At 61.2% G+C, this 18,613-nt stretch carries 22 protein-coding genes; 10 read left to right on the top strand and 12 right to left on the bottom strand.

Translation table 11 applies throughout. The features are described 5' to 3' along the window. Positions 1-6 precede the first annotated feature (6 nt). The 6 genes from AB4K19_RS08235 to AB4K19_RS08210 form a co-directional block, all read right to left on the bottom strand. Entirely contained in the window at positions 7-879 is an 873-nt protein-coding gene (locus tag AB4K19_RS08235) for a DMT family transporter (RefSeq protein WP_375227935.1), read from the bottom strand. Positions 880-994: 115 nt separating this feature from the next. After that, positions 995-2,566, bottom strand: a complete 1,572-nt coding sequence (locus tag AB4K19_RS08230; protein ID WP_436399427.1) for a GMC family oxidoreductase — start codon at positions 2,564-2,566, stop codon at positions 995-997. Positions 2,567-2,581: 15 nt separating this feature from the next. Then, a complete protein-coding gene (locus tag AB4K19_RS08225; RefSeq protein WP_436399426.1) occupies positions 2,582-3,106 on the bottom strand; it encodes a twin-arginine translocation signal domain-containing protein in 525 nt (174 codons plus the stop codon). A gap of 22 nt (positions 3,107-3,128) precedes the next feature. Further along, the gene (locus AB4K19_RS08220; RefSeq protein ID WP_375227933.1) at positions 3,129-3,524 is read right to left on the bottom strand and encodes a VOC family protein; all 396 of its coding nucleotides are present in this window, start codon (positions 3,522-3,524) and stop codon (positions 3,129-3,131) included. Positions 3,525-3,633: 109 nt separating this feature from the next. Next, on the bottom strand, positions 3,634-3,927 hold the full coding sequence (locus tag AB4K19_RS08215; protein ID WP_375227932.1) for a ribbon-helix-helix domain-containing protein: 294 nt from the start codon (positions 3,925-3,927) through the stop codon (positions 3,634-3,636). 104 nt (positions 3,928-4,031) lie between these two features. Next, complete coding sequence (locus tag AB4K19_RS08210; protein ID WP_375227931.1) at positions 4,032-4,445, bottom strand: Fur family transcriptional regulator; 414 nt, start codon at positions 4,443-4,445, stop codon at positions 4,032-4,034. 351 nt (positions 4,446-4,796) lie between these two features. Between AB4K19_RS08210 and AB4K19_RS08205 the strand changes: the two genes are divergently transcribed. Then, the gene (locus AB4K19_RS08205; protein WP_375227930.1) at positions 4,797-6,110 is read left to right on the top strand and encodes a DEAD/DEAH box helicase; all 1,314 of its coding nucleotides are present in this window, start codon (positions 4,797-4,799) and stop codon (positions 6,108-6,110) included. A gap of 42 nt (positions 6,111-6,152) precedes the next feature. After that, positions 6,153-7,040, top strand: a complete 888-nt coding sequence (locus tag AB4K19_RS08200) for a DMT family transporter (protein WP_375227929.1) — start codon at positions 6,153-6,155, stop codon at positions 7,038-7,040. Here the strand turns inward: AB4K19_RS08200 and AB4K19_RS08195 are convergent. Genes AB4K19_RS08195 through AB4K19_RS08185 form a run of 3 tightly spaced genes read right to left on the bottom strand, consistent with a single transcriptional unit; the run spans position 7,037 to position 9,878 of the window. Next, on the bottom strand, positions 7,037-8,449 hold the full coding sequence (locus AB4K19_RS08195; RefSeq protein ID WP_375227928.1) for a protein adenylyltransferase SelO: 1,413 nt from the start codon (positions 8,447-8,449) through the stop codon (positions 7,037-7,039). The two genes, AB4K19_RS08200 and AB4K19_RS08195, sit on opposite strands and share 4 nt — an antisense overlap. Positions 8,450-8,490: 41 nt before the next feature. After that, positions 8,491-8,940, bottom strand: a complete 450-nt coding sequence (locus AB4K19_RS08190) for a GNAT family N-acetyltransferase (RefSeq protein ID WP_375227927.1) — start codon at positions 8,938-8,940, stop codon at positions 8,491-8,493. Further along, entirely contained in the window at positions 8,937-9,878 is a 942-nt protein-coding gene (locus AB4K19_RS08185; RefSeq protein ID WP_375227926.1) for a nucleoside hydrolase, read from the bottom strand. Before AB4K19_RS08185 ends, AB4K19_RS08190 begins: the two co-directional genes overlap by 4 nt. Positions 9,879-9,963: 85 nt before the next feature. On the opposite strand from AB4K19_RS08185, the gene AB4K19_RS08180 reads away from it, so the two are divergent. Then, positions 9,964-10,374, top strand: a complete 411-nt coding sequence (locus AB4K19_RS08180) for a hypothetical protein (protein WP_375227925.1) — start codon at positions 9,964-9,966, stop codon at positions 10,372-10,374. On the opposite strand, the gene mazG is transcribed toward AB4K19_RS08180, so the two are convergent. After that, positions 10,371-11,186, bottom strand: a complete 816-nt coding sequence (gene mazG, locus AB4K19_RS08175) for a nucleoside triphosphate pyrophosphohydrolase (RefSeq protein ID WP_375227924.1) — start codon at positions 11,184-11,186, stop codon at positions 10,371-10,373. The two genes, AB4K19_RS08180 and mazG, sit on opposite strands and share 4 nt — an antisense overlap. A gap of 63 nt (positions 11,187-11,249) precedes the next feature. On the opposite strand from mazG, the gene AB4K19_RS08170 reads away from it, so the two are divergent. From AB4K19_RS08170 to AB4K19_RS08155, 4 genes are read left to right on the top strand one after another with little or no spacing between them, the layout of a single operon-like run. Then, complete coding sequence (locus tag AB4K19_RS08170) at positions 11,250-12,419, top strand: M20 aminoacylase family protein (protein WP_375227923.1); 1,170 nt, start codon at positions 11,250-11,252, stop codon at positions 12,417-12,419. Positions 12,420-12,423: 4 nt separating this feature from the next. Continuing rightward, a complete protein-coding gene (speB, locus tag AB4K19_RS08165; RefSeq protein WP_436399425.1) occupies positions 12,424-13,392 on the top strand; it encodes an agmatinase in 969 nt (322 codons plus the stop codon). After that, positions 13,392-14,342 carry an agmatinase gene (gene speB / locus AB4K19_RS08160; protein WP_436399424.1) on the top strand — a complete coding sequence of 317 codons (951 nt, stop codon included), beginning with the start codon at positions 13,392-13,394 and terminating at the stop codon, positions 14,340-14,342. The genes speB (AB4K19_RS08165) and speB (AB4K19_RS08160) overlap by 1 nt, the downstream gene beginning before the upstream one ends. A 22-nt stretch (positions 14,343-14,364) precedes the next feature. Then, a complete protein-coding gene (locus AB4K19_RS08155) occupies positions 14,365-14,766 on the top strand; it encodes a DUF1499 domain-containing protein (protein WP_375227922.1) in 402 nt (133 codons plus the stop codon). Here AB4K19_RS08155 and AB4K19_RS08150 read toward each other — a convergent pair. Further along, positions 14,710-14,997 (bottom strand): hypothetical protein, encoded by a 288-nt coding sequence (locus tag AB4K19_RS08150; protein WP_375227921.1) that lies wholly within the window; start codon positions 14,995-14,997, stop codon positions 14,710-14,712. The two genes, AB4K19_RS08155 and AB4K19_RS08150, sit on opposite strands and share 57 nt — an antisense overlap. A gap of 62 nt (positions 14,998-15,059) precedes the next feature. Between AB4K19_RS08150 and prfA the strand changes: the two genes are divergently transcribed. The 3 genes from prfA (at position 15,060) to AB4K19_RS08135 (ending at position 17,724) form a co-directional block, all read left to right on the top strand. Then, complete coding sequence (gene prfA / locus AB4K19_RS08145) at positions 15,060-16,115, top strand: peptide chain release factor 1 (protein WP_375227920.1); 1,056 nt, start codon at positions 15,060-15,062, stop codon at positions 16,113-16,115. Then, positions 16,112-16,948, top strand: coding sequence for a peptide chain release factor N(5)-glutamine methyltransferase (gene prmC, locus AB4K19_RS08140; protein WP_375227919.1), 837 nt, complete (start codon positions 16,112-16,114; stop codon positions 16,946-16,948). Before prfA ends, prmC begins: the two co-directional genes overlap by 4 nt. 224 nt (positions 16,949-17,172) lie before the next feature. Next, on the top strand, positions 17,173-17,724 hold the full coding sequence (locus AB4K19_RS08135) for a DUF4167 domain-containing protein (protein WP_375227918.1): 552 nt from the start codon (positions 17,173-17,175) through the stop codon (positions 17,722-17,724). 46 nt (positions 17,725-17,770) lie between these two features. On the opposite strand, the gene rsmA is transcribed toward AB4K19_RS08135, so the two are convergent. Further along, positions 17,771-18,613 (bottom strand): 16S rRNA (adenine(1518)-N(6)/adenine(1519)-N(6))-dimethyltransferase RsmA, encoded by an 843-nt coding sequence (gene rsmA, locus AB4K19_RS08130; RefSeq protein ID WP_436399423.1) that lies wholly within the window; start codon positions 18,611-18,613, stop codon positions 17,771-17,773.

Here is an 18,613-nt window from a genome sequence, read left to right as displayed (position 1 = left end):
AAAGGGTCAGGCGCTGTTAGCGCGAACATTTCTTTCCCGCCACAGGGTATAGAGCCCGGAAGCGACAATGATCGCGGCGCCGGCGAGTGTCAGTGTATCCGGATTTTCGCCGAAAACACCGACGCCGATCACAAGGGCAAAGAGGATGCGGGAATACCGAAAGGGCGTGACAAAACTGACCTCGCCGATCCGCATGGCCGCAATGATCGTGTAGTAGGCCACGATGCCAATCAGCAGCGCACAGATAAACCAGGCCCAGTCGGTTGCAGAAAGTGCGGCGACCGGCGCGCCGCCGATCAGCAGCATGATCGCGGCAGCAGGGATCAGCACGAGAAAACCCAGAAAACTCAGCTGCAGGGTTGAGGTCTGTGGCGGCACTTTTCGTGTAACCAGATCGCGGATTGCAAGGCCCAGTACGCCCTGCAGCGCAAAGAGCGACAGCCAGCTGAACCCTTCGGTGCCAGGCCGGATGATCAGGAGCACGCCGAAGAAACCAACGAGGATCGCAGACCACCGCCGCCAGCCCACGGTCTCTTTGAGAAAGACTGCCGCGCCCAGCGTGACCACCAGAGGTGTGGCCTGAAGAATGGCCGAAGCCGACGACAGGGGCGTCAGGACAATGGCTGTCACAAACCCCAGTGTGCCGATCAGCTCGCCGATGGCTCGTATGGCGATCACCGGTGTCATCATGCTGCGGTCGAAAAGCGCTTCGCCGCGCCGGATCAGGATCACACCGATCAGCAGCGCGCTGCCCAGTCCCAGCATGCCCACGATCTGACCGATGGGCAGCGAGACCGCGAGAAACTTGATCAGCATATCCTCGAGGGCGAAACCGGCCATTGCCAGCACCATCAGGGCTGCGCCGCGCAGATTATCCATGTGGGTGTTATCCTGTAAAACGCCTGTACCGGCGTTTCAGAATGTCAGGCCCGGGTCAATAGCCCGGACAGGCATCCGTGCCCCGGCAGAACCGGGACACGGGGGGCTGAGCCTGTCAGAGATTGCCTTTCGACATCTCGCTTGCCAGGTGATCGGCCTGGCGGATAGCCAGGGCAACGATGGTCAGTGTCGGATTCTCGGCAGCACCGGTGGTGAACTGTGAGCCATCCGAGATGAACAGGTTCGGGATGTCATGCGTCTGACCCCATCTGTTTACCACGCCGTCGCGCGCATTCTCTGACATCCGGTTGGTGCCGAGGTTATGCGTGGACGGGTAGGGCGGTGTCGGGAACGTCCGGGTGGCGCCCACAGCCTCATAGACCGCCTGGCCCTGCTGGTAGGCATGGTTGCGCATGGCGATGTCATTGGGGTGATCATCGAAATGCACGTTCGCCACCGGCAGGCCGTACTGGTCCTTCAGGTCGTGGTTCAGCGTCACACGGTTGGTTTCCTGGGGCATATCCTCGCCCACGATCCACATGCCGGCCATGTTTTCATAGCTGTCGAGCGCGGAGGTGAACTCGCGGCCCCAGGCACCCGGATCGAGGAAGGCCGCCATAAACGGCAGACCGAGGGCCAGGGTTTCCAGTTCGTATCCGCCCACGAAACCACGGCTCGGGTCATGACGGGATTCATCCTGGATGATCCCGGCCATGGTCGTGCCGCGCCACATCTTCACCGGCTGGTCGAAGACCGCGTAAACCGATCCTGTCATGTGCCGCATGTAGTTGCGCCCGACCTGGCCAGAGGAATTCGCCAGACCATCAGGGAACATCGAAGAGGCCGAATTCAGCAACAGGCGCGGGCTCTCAAAGGAGTTGCCGGCCAGTGCCACGACGCGTGCTTTCTGCATCTGCAGATTGCCGTCAGCATCATAGTATTCGACACCTGTGACCTTGCCTGTCTCGTCGTGCAGAATGCGGGCCACATGGGATTGCGGACGCACCTCAAGGTTGCCGGTTGCCTCGCCCTGCGGGATGTCGACATAGCCTGCCGACCATTTGGCGCCCCATTTGCAGCCCTGGAAACAGAACCCGGTCTGCTGGCACATCTGACGGTCGCGGTTCTCGTCGGAATTGATCGCCATGCGGCCCGTGTGGACCTGCTCGTACCCCAGCGCTTTTGCGCCTTTTTCAAACACTTTGTAGTTGTTATTGCCGGGCAGGCCGGGCCGGTCGCCGGTGCGGGTCACGCCCAGCTTGTCCTCGGCTTTCGTGTACCAGGGGTCCATTTCCGCCGCGTCGATGGGCCAGTCCAGAAGCGATGCACCCTGTACGTTGCCGTATGTTGTGGCCGCCTTCCATTCGTGGTCCTGGAAGCGCAGGCTGGCGCCCGCCCAGTGCTGTGTAGTGCCGCCTACGGACTTCACAATCCAGGCGGGCAGGCCGGAAAAGTCGCGTGATACGCGCCAGTCACCGGATGTGGAGCGCGGGTCGAGCCAGGCCAGCTGTCCGAAGCTGTCCCATTCATCGTTGATGAAATCCTCGGGCAGATGCCGTCCCCCGGCCTCGAGTGCAACAACACTCACGCCTTTCTGGGCCAGTTCATTTGCCAGCACGCCGCCGCCTGCGCCCGTGCCGATGACAACAACAACGCTGTCGTCTGTGAGATCAAATGGTGCCGTCATGGTGCCAGTCTCCCCTTAAAGCCAGTTGATGTCGTCGAAACCGCGGTCGATGTAGCCGCCGAATTCGAATGAGGAGCCTTCGTAGCCAAAGATCGGCCAGACGGCTTTCTGGTTATAGAGCCCGGTCACCAGGCCACCGCGGATCTGCTGAAAGAATGCGCTGTCCTCCATGGCGCGCAGCAGGTCCACCCTGTCGCGCTCCCAGCCCATACCCAGATATCCTGCGTGACCCTTTCCGCGGGCGGCGGCGTCAAGTCCTGCGATGCCGACCTCAATCCCTTCGGCGGCCTCTGCGGTGTCATAGCCTTTCACGGCGACCACATAGTATTCGTCACCGACCTGATCGTGCGGGTAGATATCCCGTGCCATCTGAACCAGCGCGGCAAAGGTTTCGGGCCGCAGATGCTCTGTCGTTGCCGCCCAGGCGGCGTTGGGTGCCGCGATAAAGCCGCTGCCGACGACGAATGAGGCACCGGCTGCGGTCGCGCGCGACAACAGCTGGCGCCGGGTAAGCCCCTTCGGGCTGTCTGGTTGTGTCATTGTCATTTCCTCCCTTGAAAATTCACTGAAAGCGCCCGCTGCGTTCGAGCACTTCGATCTGGTAGCCGTCCGGATCGGCCACAAAGAAAAAGCGCCCGACGAGTTTTCCGTCCGGCGCAAATGTCACGAGTTTGCGGGGCTCCAGCCCTTCAGCCTCAAAGCGCGCGTGTTCGGCGTCCAGATCCACGACCGAGACGGCAAGATGGCCATATCCATCGCCCAGGTCGTAGGGGTCTCTGCGGTCTTTGTTGACCGTCAGCTCCAGCTCGAAACCGCTTTCTTCGTTGCTGAGATAGACCAGCGTGAAATCGGTGAAATCCAGCCGGTCCGCGATCTTCAGACCAAAGGCCTTTTCATAGAACGCAACCGACCGGGCCTCATCGAGAACCCGGATCATGGAATGAATGTTTTTGGCCAAGGCGCCTCTCCTCTGTGACGGTTCACAGATCAGAGTAGGCGCGCGTCAATGATGGCTGGTAGTATGGGAGTACTACCCAGGGGCGCAAAGATCGGTCTAAAGGGTCAGCTTACTCGGCGGCGATCGGCAGATCTTCTGCGCCGGGGCTCAGTTCCATGAACTTCAGACAGGCGCAGCGCAACAGGGATGTGAAATTCTCCGGCTCTCCGCGCAGTTCCAGGACTTCGGCATGCAGTGTCGAAACAAAGGCAGGCGCTGTGGTCCCCTCATTTTCGGCAATGGTATCAATGACCTGCCAGAAAGCATTTTCCAGTCTGATGCTCGTGCTCTGGCCGTTCAGACGCAGCCTTCTGGTCGTCGAAGCGTAACGTTCCGGATCCTGTCCGGCAAATACCTGGCACATAGTTTTCCTCCCTGGGCTGCGCTTTTGGGCAAGCGCATGTTGTTTTCAGCGGCCCATGAAAAAAGCGTATACGACTTGCCAGATCCTGTCTACGCGGGCAGGGGTCAGGATTTTCTGAGCGGGACTCCGTAGAGCTCCAGCCGGTGACCGCGCAGTTCATACCCGAGCTTGCGCGCAATCTTTTCCTGGAGCGCCTCAATCTCGGCATCAACAAATTCGATGACTTCGCCTGAGTTCATGTCGATCAGATGGTCGTGGTGGTCCCGTTCTGCGTCCTCGTACCGCGCGCGCCCGTCTCCGAACTCCAGCTTGTCGAGAATGCCGGCTTCTTCGAACAGCTTTACCGTCCGGTACACCGTTGCGATGGAAATCGCGTCATCGACGGCTGAGGCGCGTGCATACAGCTCCTCGACATCCGGATGATCGTCACTGTCCTCAAGAACCTGTGCCACGACACGCCGCTGACCGGTCATCCGCAGCCCGCGGGCTTCACAGCGTTTGATGATAGAGTTGCCCATAGACCTTCCTGCCCGAACGGACCTCTTTTTAGCGGTCTTTGCCAGGCTGTGCCACCCGGTATCGGGGCGCGCTGTTGACTTGTGGATAAAAAACCCCCATGTGCTGCTCAAGCGATGCCTTCTGCCGCGTGAGCAGTCCGGATGCCCGGGTCAGACGACCTGAAGTGAGCACCCGTTTGAAAGGCCCGCCGTTGTTCCCAAAATCACGCGTGGGGCCAGACGCGACGGACAGGTTCCGGCACGATGCCGGCACCTGCGATCCGGTTTTGCGTGTCCCGACGTACGTGCCCTCAGAATGGGGCGCGACCGAGAATTTGTGAGGCCTGCCCCTGTGCAGGCCGGAAAGACGATATGAGTGACTTTGATATGATGGATCTGCCGCCTGCGCTTGTGGCCCGTCTGAAAAAAATGGGTCTCAAGGACCCGACCCCGATCCAGAAACAGGCTATTCCGCATGCGCTGAACGGGCGCGACGTGATGGGGCTGGCACAAACCGGCACCGGGAAAACCGCAGCCTTCGGTGTGCCGCTGATTGCACGGATGCTGGAGATCGGCAAACGCCCGGCACCGCGTTCGGTACATGGGCTGATCCTGGCACCGACCCGTGAGCTGGCAACCCAGATCAGCGTGAACCTGCGCGGTTTCGCCGAAAACACACCGATCAAGGTGGCGATGGTTGTGGGTGGGCAGTCGATCAATAATCAGATCAAACGCCTCGAACGGGGGGTCGATCTGCTGGTCGCGACGCCCGGGCGTCTTCTGGACCTGATGGACCGGCGCGCCGTGCGTCTGGATGCGGCTGATTTCCTCGTGCTGGACGAGGCGGATCAGATGCTGGACATGGGCTTTATCCATGATCTGCGCAAAATCGCGGCCGTCATCCCCGCCGAGCGGCAGACGATGCTCTTTTCGGCCACCATGCCGAAGCTGATGAACGAGATTGCGAACAGCTACCTGAACCGTCCGGTGCGGGTTGAGGTGTCGCCTCCGGGTAAGGCCGCGGACAAGGTCACACAGGAGGTTCATTTCATCGCGAAGGCTGAAAAGGCGAACCTGCTGATCGAACTGCTGGCAAAACACCAGGGCGAGCGTGCACTGGTTTTCGGCCGCACGAAACACGGCTCCGAAAAGCTGATGAAGACGCTGGTCAAGGCTGGCTTTGACGCCGCATCCATCCACGGCAACAAATCGCAAGGCCAGCGCGACCGCGCGATTGCAGCCTTCAAGTCCGGTGAGATCACCGTGCTGGTGGCCACGGATGTCGCCGCGCGCGGGCTCGATATCCCGGATGTAAAGCACGTCTATAATTTCGATCTGCCCAACGTGCCTGACAACTACGTGCACCGTATCGGTCGCACGGCACGGGCGGGCAAAGACGGGGCAGCCGTCGCGTTCTGCGCACCTGATGAGATGGGCGAACTGAAGGCCATCCAGAAGACCATGGGGATCACGATCCCGGTGGGGTCCGGACGCCCGTGGGAAGCCGTTGACATCCCCGAAGGCACCAAACCCAAAGGTGGCCGTGGGCGGCGTCGGGGCGGCGGGCGGCCGCAATCGGGCGGAGGTCGTCCCGGAGGCGATCAGCCGCAGGGCAAAAAACCCGGTGGTGGTCGTCGCAGACGCCGTGGTGGCAACCGTGGTGGCGGTGGCCAGCGCGCCGCGTAACCGGCAATTGACATTCATGCCGCCGCAACGCCTTGTGGCGGCATGGAACGCAAATCACATATGGACGCTTTCGGTGCGGTTGCACTGATCGTTTTTGCGCTGCACCTGGCGTTCAATCAGGTGGTTATCAAAGTGACCAACGACGGCTTCGCGCCGGTCTTTTCAGCAGGCGTCCGGTCAGCGGGTGCGGTTGTTGTGCTGCTGATCTGGATGAAACTGCGCGGTATTCCGATGAGTGTTCCGCGGGCCGCTGTGCCCGCCGGTGTATTGTCGGGCCTGCTCTTTGGCCTTGAATTCATGGTGCTGTTTTCGGCTCTCGATTTCACAACTGTCAGCCGGGCGTCGGTGATTTTCTATTCCATGCCCGTCTGGCTGGCGATTGCGAGCCATTTTCTGATGCCTTCTGACCGTCTCACCGGCCTTCGCGTTGTTGGCCTGGTGCTGGCGATGTCGGGCGTCGCGCTGGCGCTGCTGGACCGCAGCGATGCCAGTGCCAGTCTTATCGGTGATCTGATGGCGCTCACTTCGGCGCTCTGCTGGGCAGGGATTGCGCTTTGCGTCAAAATCACCCCGCTCAGTACTGTACCGCCCGCCCAGCAACTGCTGTTTCAGGTGGTGATTTCTGCGCCGGTGATGCTGGTTGCGGCGCTGTTTATCGGTGAGTTTCTGCGTGACCCGGAGCCGATCCACTATGCCGGACTGCTTTTTCAGATCGTGGCAGTGGCAAGCCTTGGCTTCCTCGCCTGGTTCTGGCTGATGTCCATTTACCCGGCTTCATCTGTAGCTTCCTTCAGCTTTCTGTCGCCGGTCTTTGCCGTGATCCTGGGCTGGCTGTTACTGGACGAACATGTCGGCCCGCAGGTCTGGGTGGCGCTGGTTCTGGTGGCGGCCGGCATCTGGCTGATCAACCGCCGTCCCCGCGCGGCTTAAGTCCCGCAGAAGGTTGCCGGTACGCGCTGAGCCGTTGTGGGTGGGCGCATCAGATCGGTGTCATCAGTGCTGAACGGATCGCGTAGCGCTTTCATAAGACGTTGAAACGGCCCTAAATCGCCCACCACAGCGGCGGTGATCATTTCTTCAATGCGGTGGTTGCGCGGGATGATCCGGGGCGAGGCAGCCTGCATAACACTCTCCGGTGTTTTTTCGCGTGCGAGCCGCTCCTGCCAGCGCCTGTGCCAGGCGTCAAATGCCTCGCGGTTCAGGAACTGGTCGCGGGCATCGCCCCGTGCGAGCGCATCGAACGTATTCGTGAAATCGGCCTGCTGATCCTGCATCAGAGCCAGCAGGTCGTCGATCAGCGCAGTATCCGCAAGCTCAGGCGCAGAAATACCGATTTTGGAGCCAAAAGCCTTCAGACGTGCGGCCTCCACCTGATCCGGCATTGCGTGTACGATTTCAGTGGCCTCTGCGACGCCTTCCGCCGGATCGTCCAGCTGCTGCAGCAGTGCAGTCGCAAACTGCGCCATGTTCCAGACGATGATACCCGGCTGGTTTGACCAGGCGTACCGCCCGTGTCTGTCGATGGATGAAAATACCGTATCGGCGTTGAACTCATCCATGAAGGCGCAGGGCCCATAGTCAATCGTCTCGCCGGAGATTGTACAGTTGTCGGTATTCATCACACCATGGATGAACCCAAGGGACATCCATTTCGCTACAAGATCAGCCTGTGCCGCACATACCGCGCGCAACAGCCCCATGGGGCCATCCGCCTCCGGCCAGTGCCGTGCGACAGCGTATTGTGTGAGTTCGCGCAGCGCATCCTTTTGTCCGCGGGAGGCAAAAATCTGAAAGGTGCCCACCCGCAGATGGCTGGCCGCCACACGGGTCAGTATGGCGCCGGGCAGCACGGATTCGCGCAGCACATCCTCGCCGGTCAGGGTCGCTGCCAGCGCGCGCGTTGTGGGCACTCCAAGCGCATGCATCGCCTCGGATACGACATATTCACGCAGCACCGGCCCAAGCCAGGCGCGGCCATCCCCCATGCGGGAATAAGGCGTTGGCCCCGAGCCTTTGAGCTGGATATCGCGCCGCACACCATCGGTGCCCACGACCTCGCCCAGCAGAATGGCGCGACCGTCCCCCAGTTGCGGGTTGAAGTTGCCGAACTGATGCCCGGCATAAAGCTGCGCCAGCGGATCCGCACCGTCAGGCACGCGCACGCCGGAAAAAACCGCGGCACGGTCCTGCTCATCGGCGTCCGCCAGACTGAGAAGCTGCCCCAGTTCCTCATTGTACACGATGAGGCGGGGTGCGCGCACCGGCGTCGGCGCCTGACGGGTGTAGAACAGCTCCGGGAGCCGCGCATAGGAATTGTCGAATGGAACGGTAACCTGCATGCCCCTGATATAGGCCCAGGCCGCGCGCAGCACCAGCCGGATCAGAAAGAACGTGTCATCAGCATATAGCGGTCACGCTCGCGGAAACCCGCGCGGGCGTAAAGGCGGTGTTTGGCGGTGTCATCACGGTCAACTTCAAGGTGCAGCGCCTTCAGCCCGGCACCGGCAAGCGCACGGGGCAGGCTTTGCAGCGTTTCCGAGGCGACCCCGCGCCCTCTGACACCGGGGCGCACGTAGATTTCGTCAATGAACCCGTCGAGGCCGCCGAATTCGACGGACCAGCCAAAGGTGACAATGACATAGCCGATTGGGGCCCGTGGCGGACCGATCAGGTAAGCAGCTCCGTGCGGTATACCCTCGAGCAGAGGCAGAATGCCGTTCTGCCGGGCCTCAGCGGACAGAGTGATGCCCTGTTCCGTGTGAAAAGCTGCTACAAGGGCGTCGAGCCGTTCGAAATGCTCTGGTGTTGCGAGGGTCAGAGAGGCGCTCACAGGCGGCCCAGCCGTTCCGTCAGGAGCCCGAAGAACGCGTCTGCATCCAGATCGCCGATAAAGAGTGCATTGGCAGGCCGGTCCGTAACACCCCACCAGTCTGCAACAGTCATGCCCATCGTCAGCTCAGAATCCGTCTCGATTTCCACGTTGATCTGACGGCCGGTAAAGATGTCCGGGCGGATCAGATACGCGGTCACACAGGGGTCATGCAGAGGCGCGCCGGCGGATCCGTATTTTTCCTTGTCAAAGCGCTCAAAGAACTCTGTCATCTGCGCCACGGCGATCCCTACGGGCGTGCCGAGCGCGCGGAAGGCTTCGTTGCGTGGTTGCGTAACAAGTGCCTTGTGTGTCACATCCAGCGGCATAACCACGATCGGAATACCGGATTTGAAAACAATATCAGCTGCTTGCGGGTCGACATAAATGTTGAATTCCGCGGCCGGTGTGATGTTACCTACCTCGAAATACGCGCCCCCCATCAGCACGATTTCCCGGATCCTGTCAGCGATATCCGGTGCGCGTTTCAGCGCCTTGGCGATATTTGTCAGCGGTCCCAGCGGGCACAGGGTGACGCTGCCTTCCGGTTCCGACCGCAGTGTTTCGATAATGTAGTCAACGGCATGCTGCGCCTGTAGCGGCATCTCAGGGTCGGGCAGTTCCGGGCCATCAAGGCCTGTTTTGCCGTGTACATGCTCTGCAGTGACCAGATCTCGTCCCAGCGGACGGTCGCAGCCTGCATAGACGGGAACATCAGGGCGCTCCGCCAGTTCGCAGATCATCCGCGCGTTACGCGAAGTGAGTTCCAGCGGCACATTGCCGGCCACACAGGTAATGCCCAGCACGTCAATCTCTTCGGGGCTTCCAAGTGCGAGCAGAATGGCAACCGCGTCGTCCTGACCCGGATCCGTGTCGATGATAATTCTGTGCTTTCCCATGCGCGCTTTCTGAAGCGCTGGACAGCGAGAGTCCAGTACACATTGTCGTCAAAACGGTGCCGTATTTTTTCGGGATACAGGCACCATGGAAGATGTTTATGCATACAGGCTCCAGGGCCGGCGCGCGGTCGTCTGGATCGCGAGTATCCTGATGGTCCTGGTGCTGACCATGGCTGCCACGCAGAGCGCGCCATGGTATATCTGGGTCGTCTGGGTTCCGGTTGCCGCGTTTTTGCTGAATGAACTGATAAAAAACCCTGTTCGGGGCCTGCGCCTGACGCGGGATACCCTGATCCTGTCGCCGTGGCAGCGTCCGCGTGCGGTCGCGTTGCGGGACATTGAAAAAGTCGAATTCATCGAATGGAGCGACAGCACGGACATGGAAGTTCACACGGTTTCCGGCGATGTCATCCGTGTGTTCAGCGGCGATATTCCGCCGCGCGGGCCCTTCATTGGGCAGCTTGTCGCTCTTGGGGTTCGCGTCACGGAACGCTAGCTGCGGCGTTCGTCAGCCTTTACCGCATCCCAGAGCGCATCCATCTCCGCCAGATCGCTGTCGGCCGGTGTTTTCCCCATCTCAGCCAGGCGCGTCTCGACGCCTTCGAAACGGCGGGTGAATTTGGCGTTGGCGGCTCTGAGCGCCGCCTCCGGATCCAAACCGAGGTGCCGGCCAAGGTTTGCCATCACAAACAGCAGGTCACCGAACTCCTCTTCGATCTCCGCATGGCTCAGCGTGTCGCGTGCCTCAGCAAGTTCCGCGGCTTCTTCGGTGATCTTGTCCATCACCTCATCCGTTGAGGGCCAGTCAAAACCCACCCGGGCCGCGCGTTTCTGCAGCTTCAGCGCGCGCAGCAGGGCGGGCAGACCGATGGCAACGCCGTCCAGCGTGCCTTTCTGTTCTTTTCCCGCACGCTCCGCTGCCTTGATCTTTTCCCAGTCCGCCGTCTGCTGATCCGCGCTTTTGTCCCGGCTCTCGTCGCCGAAAACATGCGGGTGACGGGCGACCATCTTGTCGGAGATGGCCCTGACCACGGTTTGGAAAGTGAAATGCCCGGCTTCCTCGCCCATTGCGGTGTGATAGACCGTCTGCAGCAGCAGATCGCCAAGCTCGCCCTCCAGCTCGGCCCAGTCGCGGCGCTGAATAGCATCGGCGACCTCATAGGCTTCTTCGATTGTGTAGGGCGCGATACTGTCGAAATCCTGCTCAATATCCCATGGGCAGCCGGTCTGCGGGTCGCGCAGACGCCTCATAATTTCCAGAAGGCGTTCAATTCCCGCATTGGTATTGTGGATCAGGTCTTCTGCCATTGCAGCGCGCGCCTCTTCGGTGTCTGATGCACCTGAATGGTTTTTCCCCAAGGAGTCTACCCCATGCCCGTCGTAAACCGTATTGCCGCCATGAAGGAAGAGATCACGGCCTGGCGTCAGCACCTGCACACAATCCCGGAACTGGGACGCGAATGCCACAAAACGGCGGCTTTCGTGGCGGAACGGCTGCGGGAATTCGGGGTGGATGAGGTGCACGAGGGGTTTGCGACGACGGGCATTGTTGCGATCATCAACGGGCAGGGGGACGGGCCGACAATTGGTCTGCGTGCGGACATGGACGCCCTGCCGATGGAGGAAACTGCGCCGCTGGAATACGCGTCGACGCATCCGGGGAAAATGCACGCCTGTGGTCATGACGGACACACGGCCATGTTGCTTGGGGCCGCCAAGTACCTTGCAGAGACAAGGAAATTTTCAGGCCGCGTGGCGCTGATCTTTCAGCCGGACGAGGAAAACACCGGCGGGGGAGAGGCGATGGTCCAGGAGGGGATCATGGACCAGTTCGATATCGGGCAGGTCTATGCCATCCACAACAACCCGACCCGTGAGGCTGGCACCTTCGGTGTAAACCCGGGGCCGATTATGGCTGCGGCAGATGAATTCACCATCCGGATTTCCGGTGTTGGCGGTCACGCCGCGCGCCCGCACGCCTGTGTGGATCCGGTGGTAGCAGGGTGCGCTATGGTGCAGGCGCTGCAGAGCATCGTCAGCCGCAACAGCGACCCGATGGAGCAGCTGGTCATTTCCGTCACCCAGATCCATTCGGGCACTGCGCATAACGTCATTCCGGAAACCTGCGAGATCAATGGCACAGTGCGCACCTTCAGCAAGGATGTGCAGGGAATGGCGGTCAGTCGCATCGAAGAGATCATGGCCGGGCAGGCGGCATCTTACGGTGTGACCGCCGATCTTGATTACACCTACGGATACCCACCCACGATCAACAGGGCGGACAATGCGGCTTTTGCGGCTGAGGTCGCCAGTGAGATTTCCGGCGAGGATGCTGTGGATGCCAATGTTACGCCGGTCATGGGGGCAGAAGACTTTGCATACATGCTCGAAGCGCGGCCCGGCGCCTATCTCTTCCTCGGTCAGGGTGAGGGGCCGATGTGCCACCATCCGCAGTACAACTTCAATGATGAGATCGGGCCGGTTGGTGCTTCGTTCTTTGCGCGGATCGTTGAGCGCGCACAGCCGGTGGCCGGATCCTGACGCAATGGCACTGGAAGACGCAAAGAACCAGATTGATCATGCCTTCACGCGCGACGATCTGAAGGGCAACAGTTTTGAGCTGACCTTTGCCGGTGCGACCTCGTTTCTGCGCCGGAGGTACACCAAAGACCTGAGTATCGCAGATATTGCTGTGACCGGCGTGCCGTTTGATCAGGCGGTGACCAACCGCACCGGCACCCGGCTCGGGCCACGCGCCATCCGCGAGGCCTCGACCCTTCAGGCCCCTGATGCGCCCTATGGCTGGCCCTTTGATGTGATGCAGGAATTCGCCATCGTGGACTACGGTGATCTGGCCTTTGATTATGCCAATGTGCCCGCGTTCCCCGGCGCGCTGACCGACCACATCCGGGGTATTCTTGCCCATGATGTGCCCAGCGTCGTTCTGGGCGGTGATCACTATATCACCTTTCCCATCCTCAAAGCCTACGCCGAGAAATACGGGCCCATCAGCCTGCTCCAGTTTGATGCGCACACGGATACCTGGCCCGACGATGACATGGACCGCGTGGATCATGGCACCATGTTTTATAAGGCGGTGAAGTCCGGCATCGTGGACCCGGCAACCTCGGTGCAGGTCGGCATCCGGACCACCAACGAGGACACGCTGGGCGTCAATGTCATTGACGCACGTGAGGTGCACGAGCAGGGCCCGGTCGCAACAGTGACGCGGATACGTGACATTCTGGGCGAGCGTCCCACCTATCTGACTTTTGACATTGATGCACTGGATCCGGCCTACGCGCCTGGAACGGGCACACCTGTCTGGGGTGGTCTGACGTCGGCACAGGCTGCGTCTATGCTGCGGGATCTGGCTGGTATCAACATCGTTGGCGGCGATGTGGTTGAGGTGTCACCGCCCTTTGATACGACCGGCGCCACAGCCATTGCCGGTGCACATGTGGCGACAGAACTGTTGTGCCTGATTGGCTGGAAGCTGCGGGGAGGCGCGTAATGGCTGAAAAAAATCAACCGATCAGTGGTAATGATCTCGCGCGGTTTTCGGGTCCGAACAGTTTCATGCGCCTGCCGATGGTCAATGATCTCAAGGGGCTTGATGTGGCGGTGCTGGGCATTCCTCTGGACATTGGCACCTCGTGGCGGTCCGGCACGCGGTTCGGGCCAAAACAGGTCCGCGCGGAAAGTGCTATGATCCGGCCATACAACATGGGTACCGGGGCCGCCCCCTTTGACAGCCTGCAGGTTGCCGACATCGGCGATCTGGCGATCAACACATTTTCCCTCAAGGAAAGCCTGCAGATCATTCAGTCGAGCTATGATGCGATCCTGAACTACGACGCGATGCCCATGGCGATCGGCGGGGATCATTCCATCACGCTGCCGATCCTGCGGGCGATGCACAAACGTTACGGTCCGCTGGCTCTGGTGCATGTGGATGCCCATGCGGATGTAAACGAGGATATGTTCGGCGAACGCGAGACACACGGCACCGTTTTCCGCCGGGCGTATGAAGAGGGGCTGATCGACCCGCAAAAAACCTATCAGGTCGGGCTCAGGGGGTCGGGTTATACCGCGGATGATTTCAAAGAGGCACAGCGCTGGGGGTTCCAGCAGTTTCCGGCGCGCGAACTCTGGCACCGCAGTCTGACCACGCTGGGCGGCGAGATCAGGCGTGATATAGGACCCGATGCGCCGGTCTATGTCACCTATGACATCGACAGCCTCGATCCCGCCTATGCGCCCGGCACAGGGACACCCGAGATCGGTGGTCTGACCACACCGCAGGCCATGGAACTGATCGCCGCACTGAAGGGTCTGAACATCGTGGGCTGCGACCTTGTTGAGGTGTCCCCGCCCTATGACACTTCGGGCAACACAGCACTGACTGGCGCGAATATACTGTTCGAGCTGCTCTGTGTGCTGCCCGGTGTCAAGTTCCGTTGATCCGGACAGGGAAGGGGCCGGTATGCGTTTGATCCTCGGTGGAACGGTTCTGCTGGTGCTGGCGGTCATGGTGGCCGCCCGGATGGCACCGCATGATCCTGACCGATGGCACCGTCCTGTCACCGCGGACAGCGATCAGGATATGGCCGGCGGGGCAATCCGTGTCATACCGGCGGGGCCGGACGCGCTGAAACGTGCAGATGCTGTGATGCAGGCGCTGCCCCGCACGACCCTGCTGGCCGGTTCCGTCGACAAGGGGCTGATCACCTATGTCACGCGGTCCCGCGTGTTCGGGTTTCCGGACTACACAACGCTGCAGCAGGCCGACGGTACACTCCGGGCGCACGCCAGGCTGCGGTTCGGATACTCAGATCTGGGGGTAAACCGCCGGAGACTGGAGCAGGTTCTGACCACCTTCGAGTGAGGAGGACAGACAACCGGGTTCCACTTCCCGCCACATCGGCACGTTCAGAGACATCTGGCACTGGGCCATGAACATACGCCCGTCCACCTGCATACAGATGGTCTGACCCAGTTCAATGCGGGAGCCGGTGCGGTCCGTGCAGTAGCAGTCTACCGTTTTCCCACTGGGTGAAGTCACATCTGCAGAGGCTGGCAGGCCCGCAAGGATCAGAATGCAAATAAACCGTTTCATTCGCGTATCCTATCACGTCAGCACGCCTTGACCAATGCCTTTCAATGTCGGATTGCAGAGGCATGATCCCGATGGACCGCCTTGAACAGATCACCGCCCGCTTTCAGTATCTGGAGGCGGCGATGGCCGATGGGGCCTCGGGAGCTGACATTGCGGAACTCGGGCGGGAGTATTCCGAGCTGCGGCCCGTGGTGGAACAGATTGCGTCCTATCGCCAGCTTCTGAGTGATCTTGCGGATGCCGAAGAGATGCTTGCCGATCCTGATATGGCGGAACTGGCCCGGGATGAAATTCCTCAGCTCAAAGCCGCCATTCCCGAGGCTGAAGCCGCCCTGCAGCTGGCGCTGCTGCCACGTGACAAGGCCGATGCCAAACCGGCAATGCTTGAAATACGCCCGGGCACGGGCGGTGACGAGGCGGCACTTTTTGCGGGCGATCTGATGCGTATGTACCAGCGCTATGCCGAAGCGCAGGGCTGGGCCTTTGACGTGGTCGAACTGCAGGAAACGGAACTGGGTGGCGTAAAGGAAATGACGGCCCATGTCCGCGGGCAGAACGTGTTTGCCCGTCTGAAGTTCGAGAGCGGCGTGCACAGGGTCCAGCGTGTGCCCAGCACCGAAAGCGGTGGCCGGATTCATACGTCCGCTGCGACGGTCGCCGTGTTGCCGGAAGCTGAAGACGTGGATATCCGCATAGAGCCGGGTGACCTGCGCATCGATACGATGCGGGCGTCCGGCGCGGGCGGGCAGCACGTAAATACAACCGATTCCGCGGTGCGCATCACGCATCTGCCGACGGGGCTGGTCGTGACCAGTTCCGAGAAATCGCAGCATCGTAACCGCGAGATCGCCATGCAGGTGCTGCGTGCGCGGCTCTACGATCTGGAACGCAGCCGGGCAGACAGCGAACGGTCTGCCGACCGCGCCGCACAGGTCGGCTCCGGTGACCGGTCAGAACGGATCCGGACGTATAATTTCCCGCAGGGGCGGATGACGGATCACCGGATCAATCTGACGCTCTACCGGCTGGATGCTGTGATGCAGGGTGATCTCGATGAAATCGTTGACGCGCTGACGGCAGATGCGCAGGCGCGGATGCTGGCCGAGATGGGCGCATGACCACGGCCGCCGAAGCGATGGTCACGGCCGTTGCCCGTCTGCGGGCCGCTGGTGTGCCGGACCCGGCGCGCGATGCCCGGCTGCTGCTGGCGCACGCAGCACAGGTGGACGCGGCGCGCGTGACTCTGATTGCGCCGGAGGATATCGCCCCGGAAGTAGCCGAACGTTATGATCAGCTGATCGCACTCCGGGCGGTACGTGTTCCGGTGTCACAGCTGATCGGCGCACGTGCTTTCTATGGGCGCGACTTTGCCATCAGCCGCGACGTGCTGGACCCGCGCCCGGAGACCGAAAGCCTGATTGAGGCAGCACTGGCGGCACCTTTCGCGCGCGTTCTGGATCTTGGCACCGGGTCCGGTTGCATCCTGGGAACGCTGCTGGCGGAACGCATCGGTGCCACGGGTATGGCGGTGGATCTGAGTGAGGCGGCCTGTCTGCAGGCCAGCGCCAATCTGGTCCGCCTCGGTGTTCAGGAACGCGCCGAAGTGCTGCAGTCTGACTGGTTTGACAAGGTCGAAGGCCGTTTTGATCTGATCGTTTCCAATCCGCCTTATCTGGCGGCGGGTGAAATGGCCGATGTGCAGCCTGAACTCAGCCGGTACGAGCCGCGTATGGCCCTGACAGACGAGGGGGACGGGCTGAGCGTTTACCGCCTGATCGCGGCAGAGGCCCAGCAGTATCTCAGCGCCGAGGGTCGCGTTCTGGTTGAAACCGGATGGCAGCAGGGCAGCGCCGTTAGGGATATCTTTCGCGACCAGGGGTGGGGTGAGGTGGCGATTCTCCCGGATCTGGAAGGCCGTGACAGGGTGGTTTCAGCGGCTAAACCGGGGTGAATTGGTCTGAAAAGACACGAAAAACTGCGTAATATGACCCAAAAACCGGAATACCCCTTGCGGCAACCCATGAGCCGTGCTTATTCCTAGGGCGTTGCAGCGGTGGATATGCCAAAGGCATGGTCCCGCGCGGCGTTAAGCCCAACATATCGCATTCCGGTCCAACAAGGCGCGCAGCGCGCAACCGGCCCTACGATCAACAGCACGAAGGCTGAGACAGCTTCATGAAATCATCGAGATCCCGGTCCCGCTCGAAGAGCAACCGTAACCGGTCGAATAACAATCAGGGCGGCAACGTCGTCAACCGTGTGTTCGACAGTTCGGGCCCGGAAGGGAAGGTCCGCGGCACGCCGCAGCAGATCATCGAGAAATACAACCAGCTTGCACGGGATGCGCAACTGAGCAATGACCGCGTCGCGGCTGAGAACTTTCAGCAGCACGCGGAGCATTACACCCGCATGCTGAGCGAGGCGCAGCGTGAGATTGAAGCGCGCCGCGAAGAGCAGGAACGCCAGAACCGCGAACGCCAGGCGGAACGTGACCGCGAACGTGCAGAACGCCAGGAACGCGAAGCGCAACAGCAGCAGAACCAGCCCGATCAGCAGCCGCAGGGCGGTGACAGCAGTGAAGACGGCGACAGCAATCTGGTTGAGACACCGGAGAGCAAACCCCGTCAGCGTCGTGCCCCGCGCCGCAAACCGCGCCAGCGGGCGGATAATGATGCCCCTGAGAAACCCTCAGGTGGTGGCGATGATGCGCCGGAGGCGGCTGAATAAGCCACCCGGCGGTTTCGCTTCTTACCGTCAGTTCAGCCCGGCGCGTTCAGGTCCGGGCGACCGCGCGGGCCAGCGCGCAAAAACCTTCCAGAGGGATCTGTTCCGCGCGATCTGTGGGGCGGATGCCCGCCGCGATCAGGCGATCTTCGATATCGGGTGCGATCCCCTTCAGCGAGGCCCGCAGCATTTTCCGACGCTGGTTGAAGGCCGCGGCCACCACGCGGCTCAGGATGGCCGCATCGGCTTCAAAGCGCGGGCGCTCCAGCGCATCCAGATGCACAACGCTGCTCGATACTTTCGGCGGGGGCGTGAAGGCCTCAGGCGGCAGCTGCATCACAATCCGGGCATCCGCCCGCCATTGTGATAGTATTGCCAGTCTGCCATAGGCTTTGCTGCCGGGCTGCGCCACGATCCGTTCTGCCACTTCACGCTGAAACATCAGGGTCAGGCTCTGCCAGAAAGGCGGCCACTCAGCAGGCGTCAGCCAGCGTACCAGCAGTTCCGTGCCGACGTTGTAGGGCAGGTTGGCCGCAACCCGTATGGGCGGCGTCAGGCTGTCCAGCGGATCGATGTCCAGCGCGTCACCGTTTATGATATCGAGCCGGCCCGGACTTGCATCCGCGATCTCCCGCAGGGCGGGCAGGCAGCGTGCGTCCTTTTCAATGGCAAGCACCCTGCGCGCGCCCTCGGCCAGCAGACCGCGTGTCAGGCCTCCGGGGCCGGGGCCGATTTCCAGAACATCGCAGGCGGACAGGTCGCCGGCCTGGCGGGCTATCTTGGCCGTGAGATTCAGGTCGAGCAGAAAGTTCTGTCCCATCGATTTGCGGGCCTGCAGGTCGTGGCTGCGGATGACCTCGCGCAGGGGGGGCAGATTGTCGATTGTGGCCAT

Source organism: Roseobacter phycocola, from assembly GCF_042055075.2.
Lineage (GTDB): Bacteria > Pseudomonadota > Alphaproteobacteria > Rhodobacterales > Rhodobacteraceae > Roseobacter.
The sequence above is the reverse complement of the archived record's forward strand: the minus strand, read 5'-3'. Positions and strand labels throughout refer to the sequence as shown.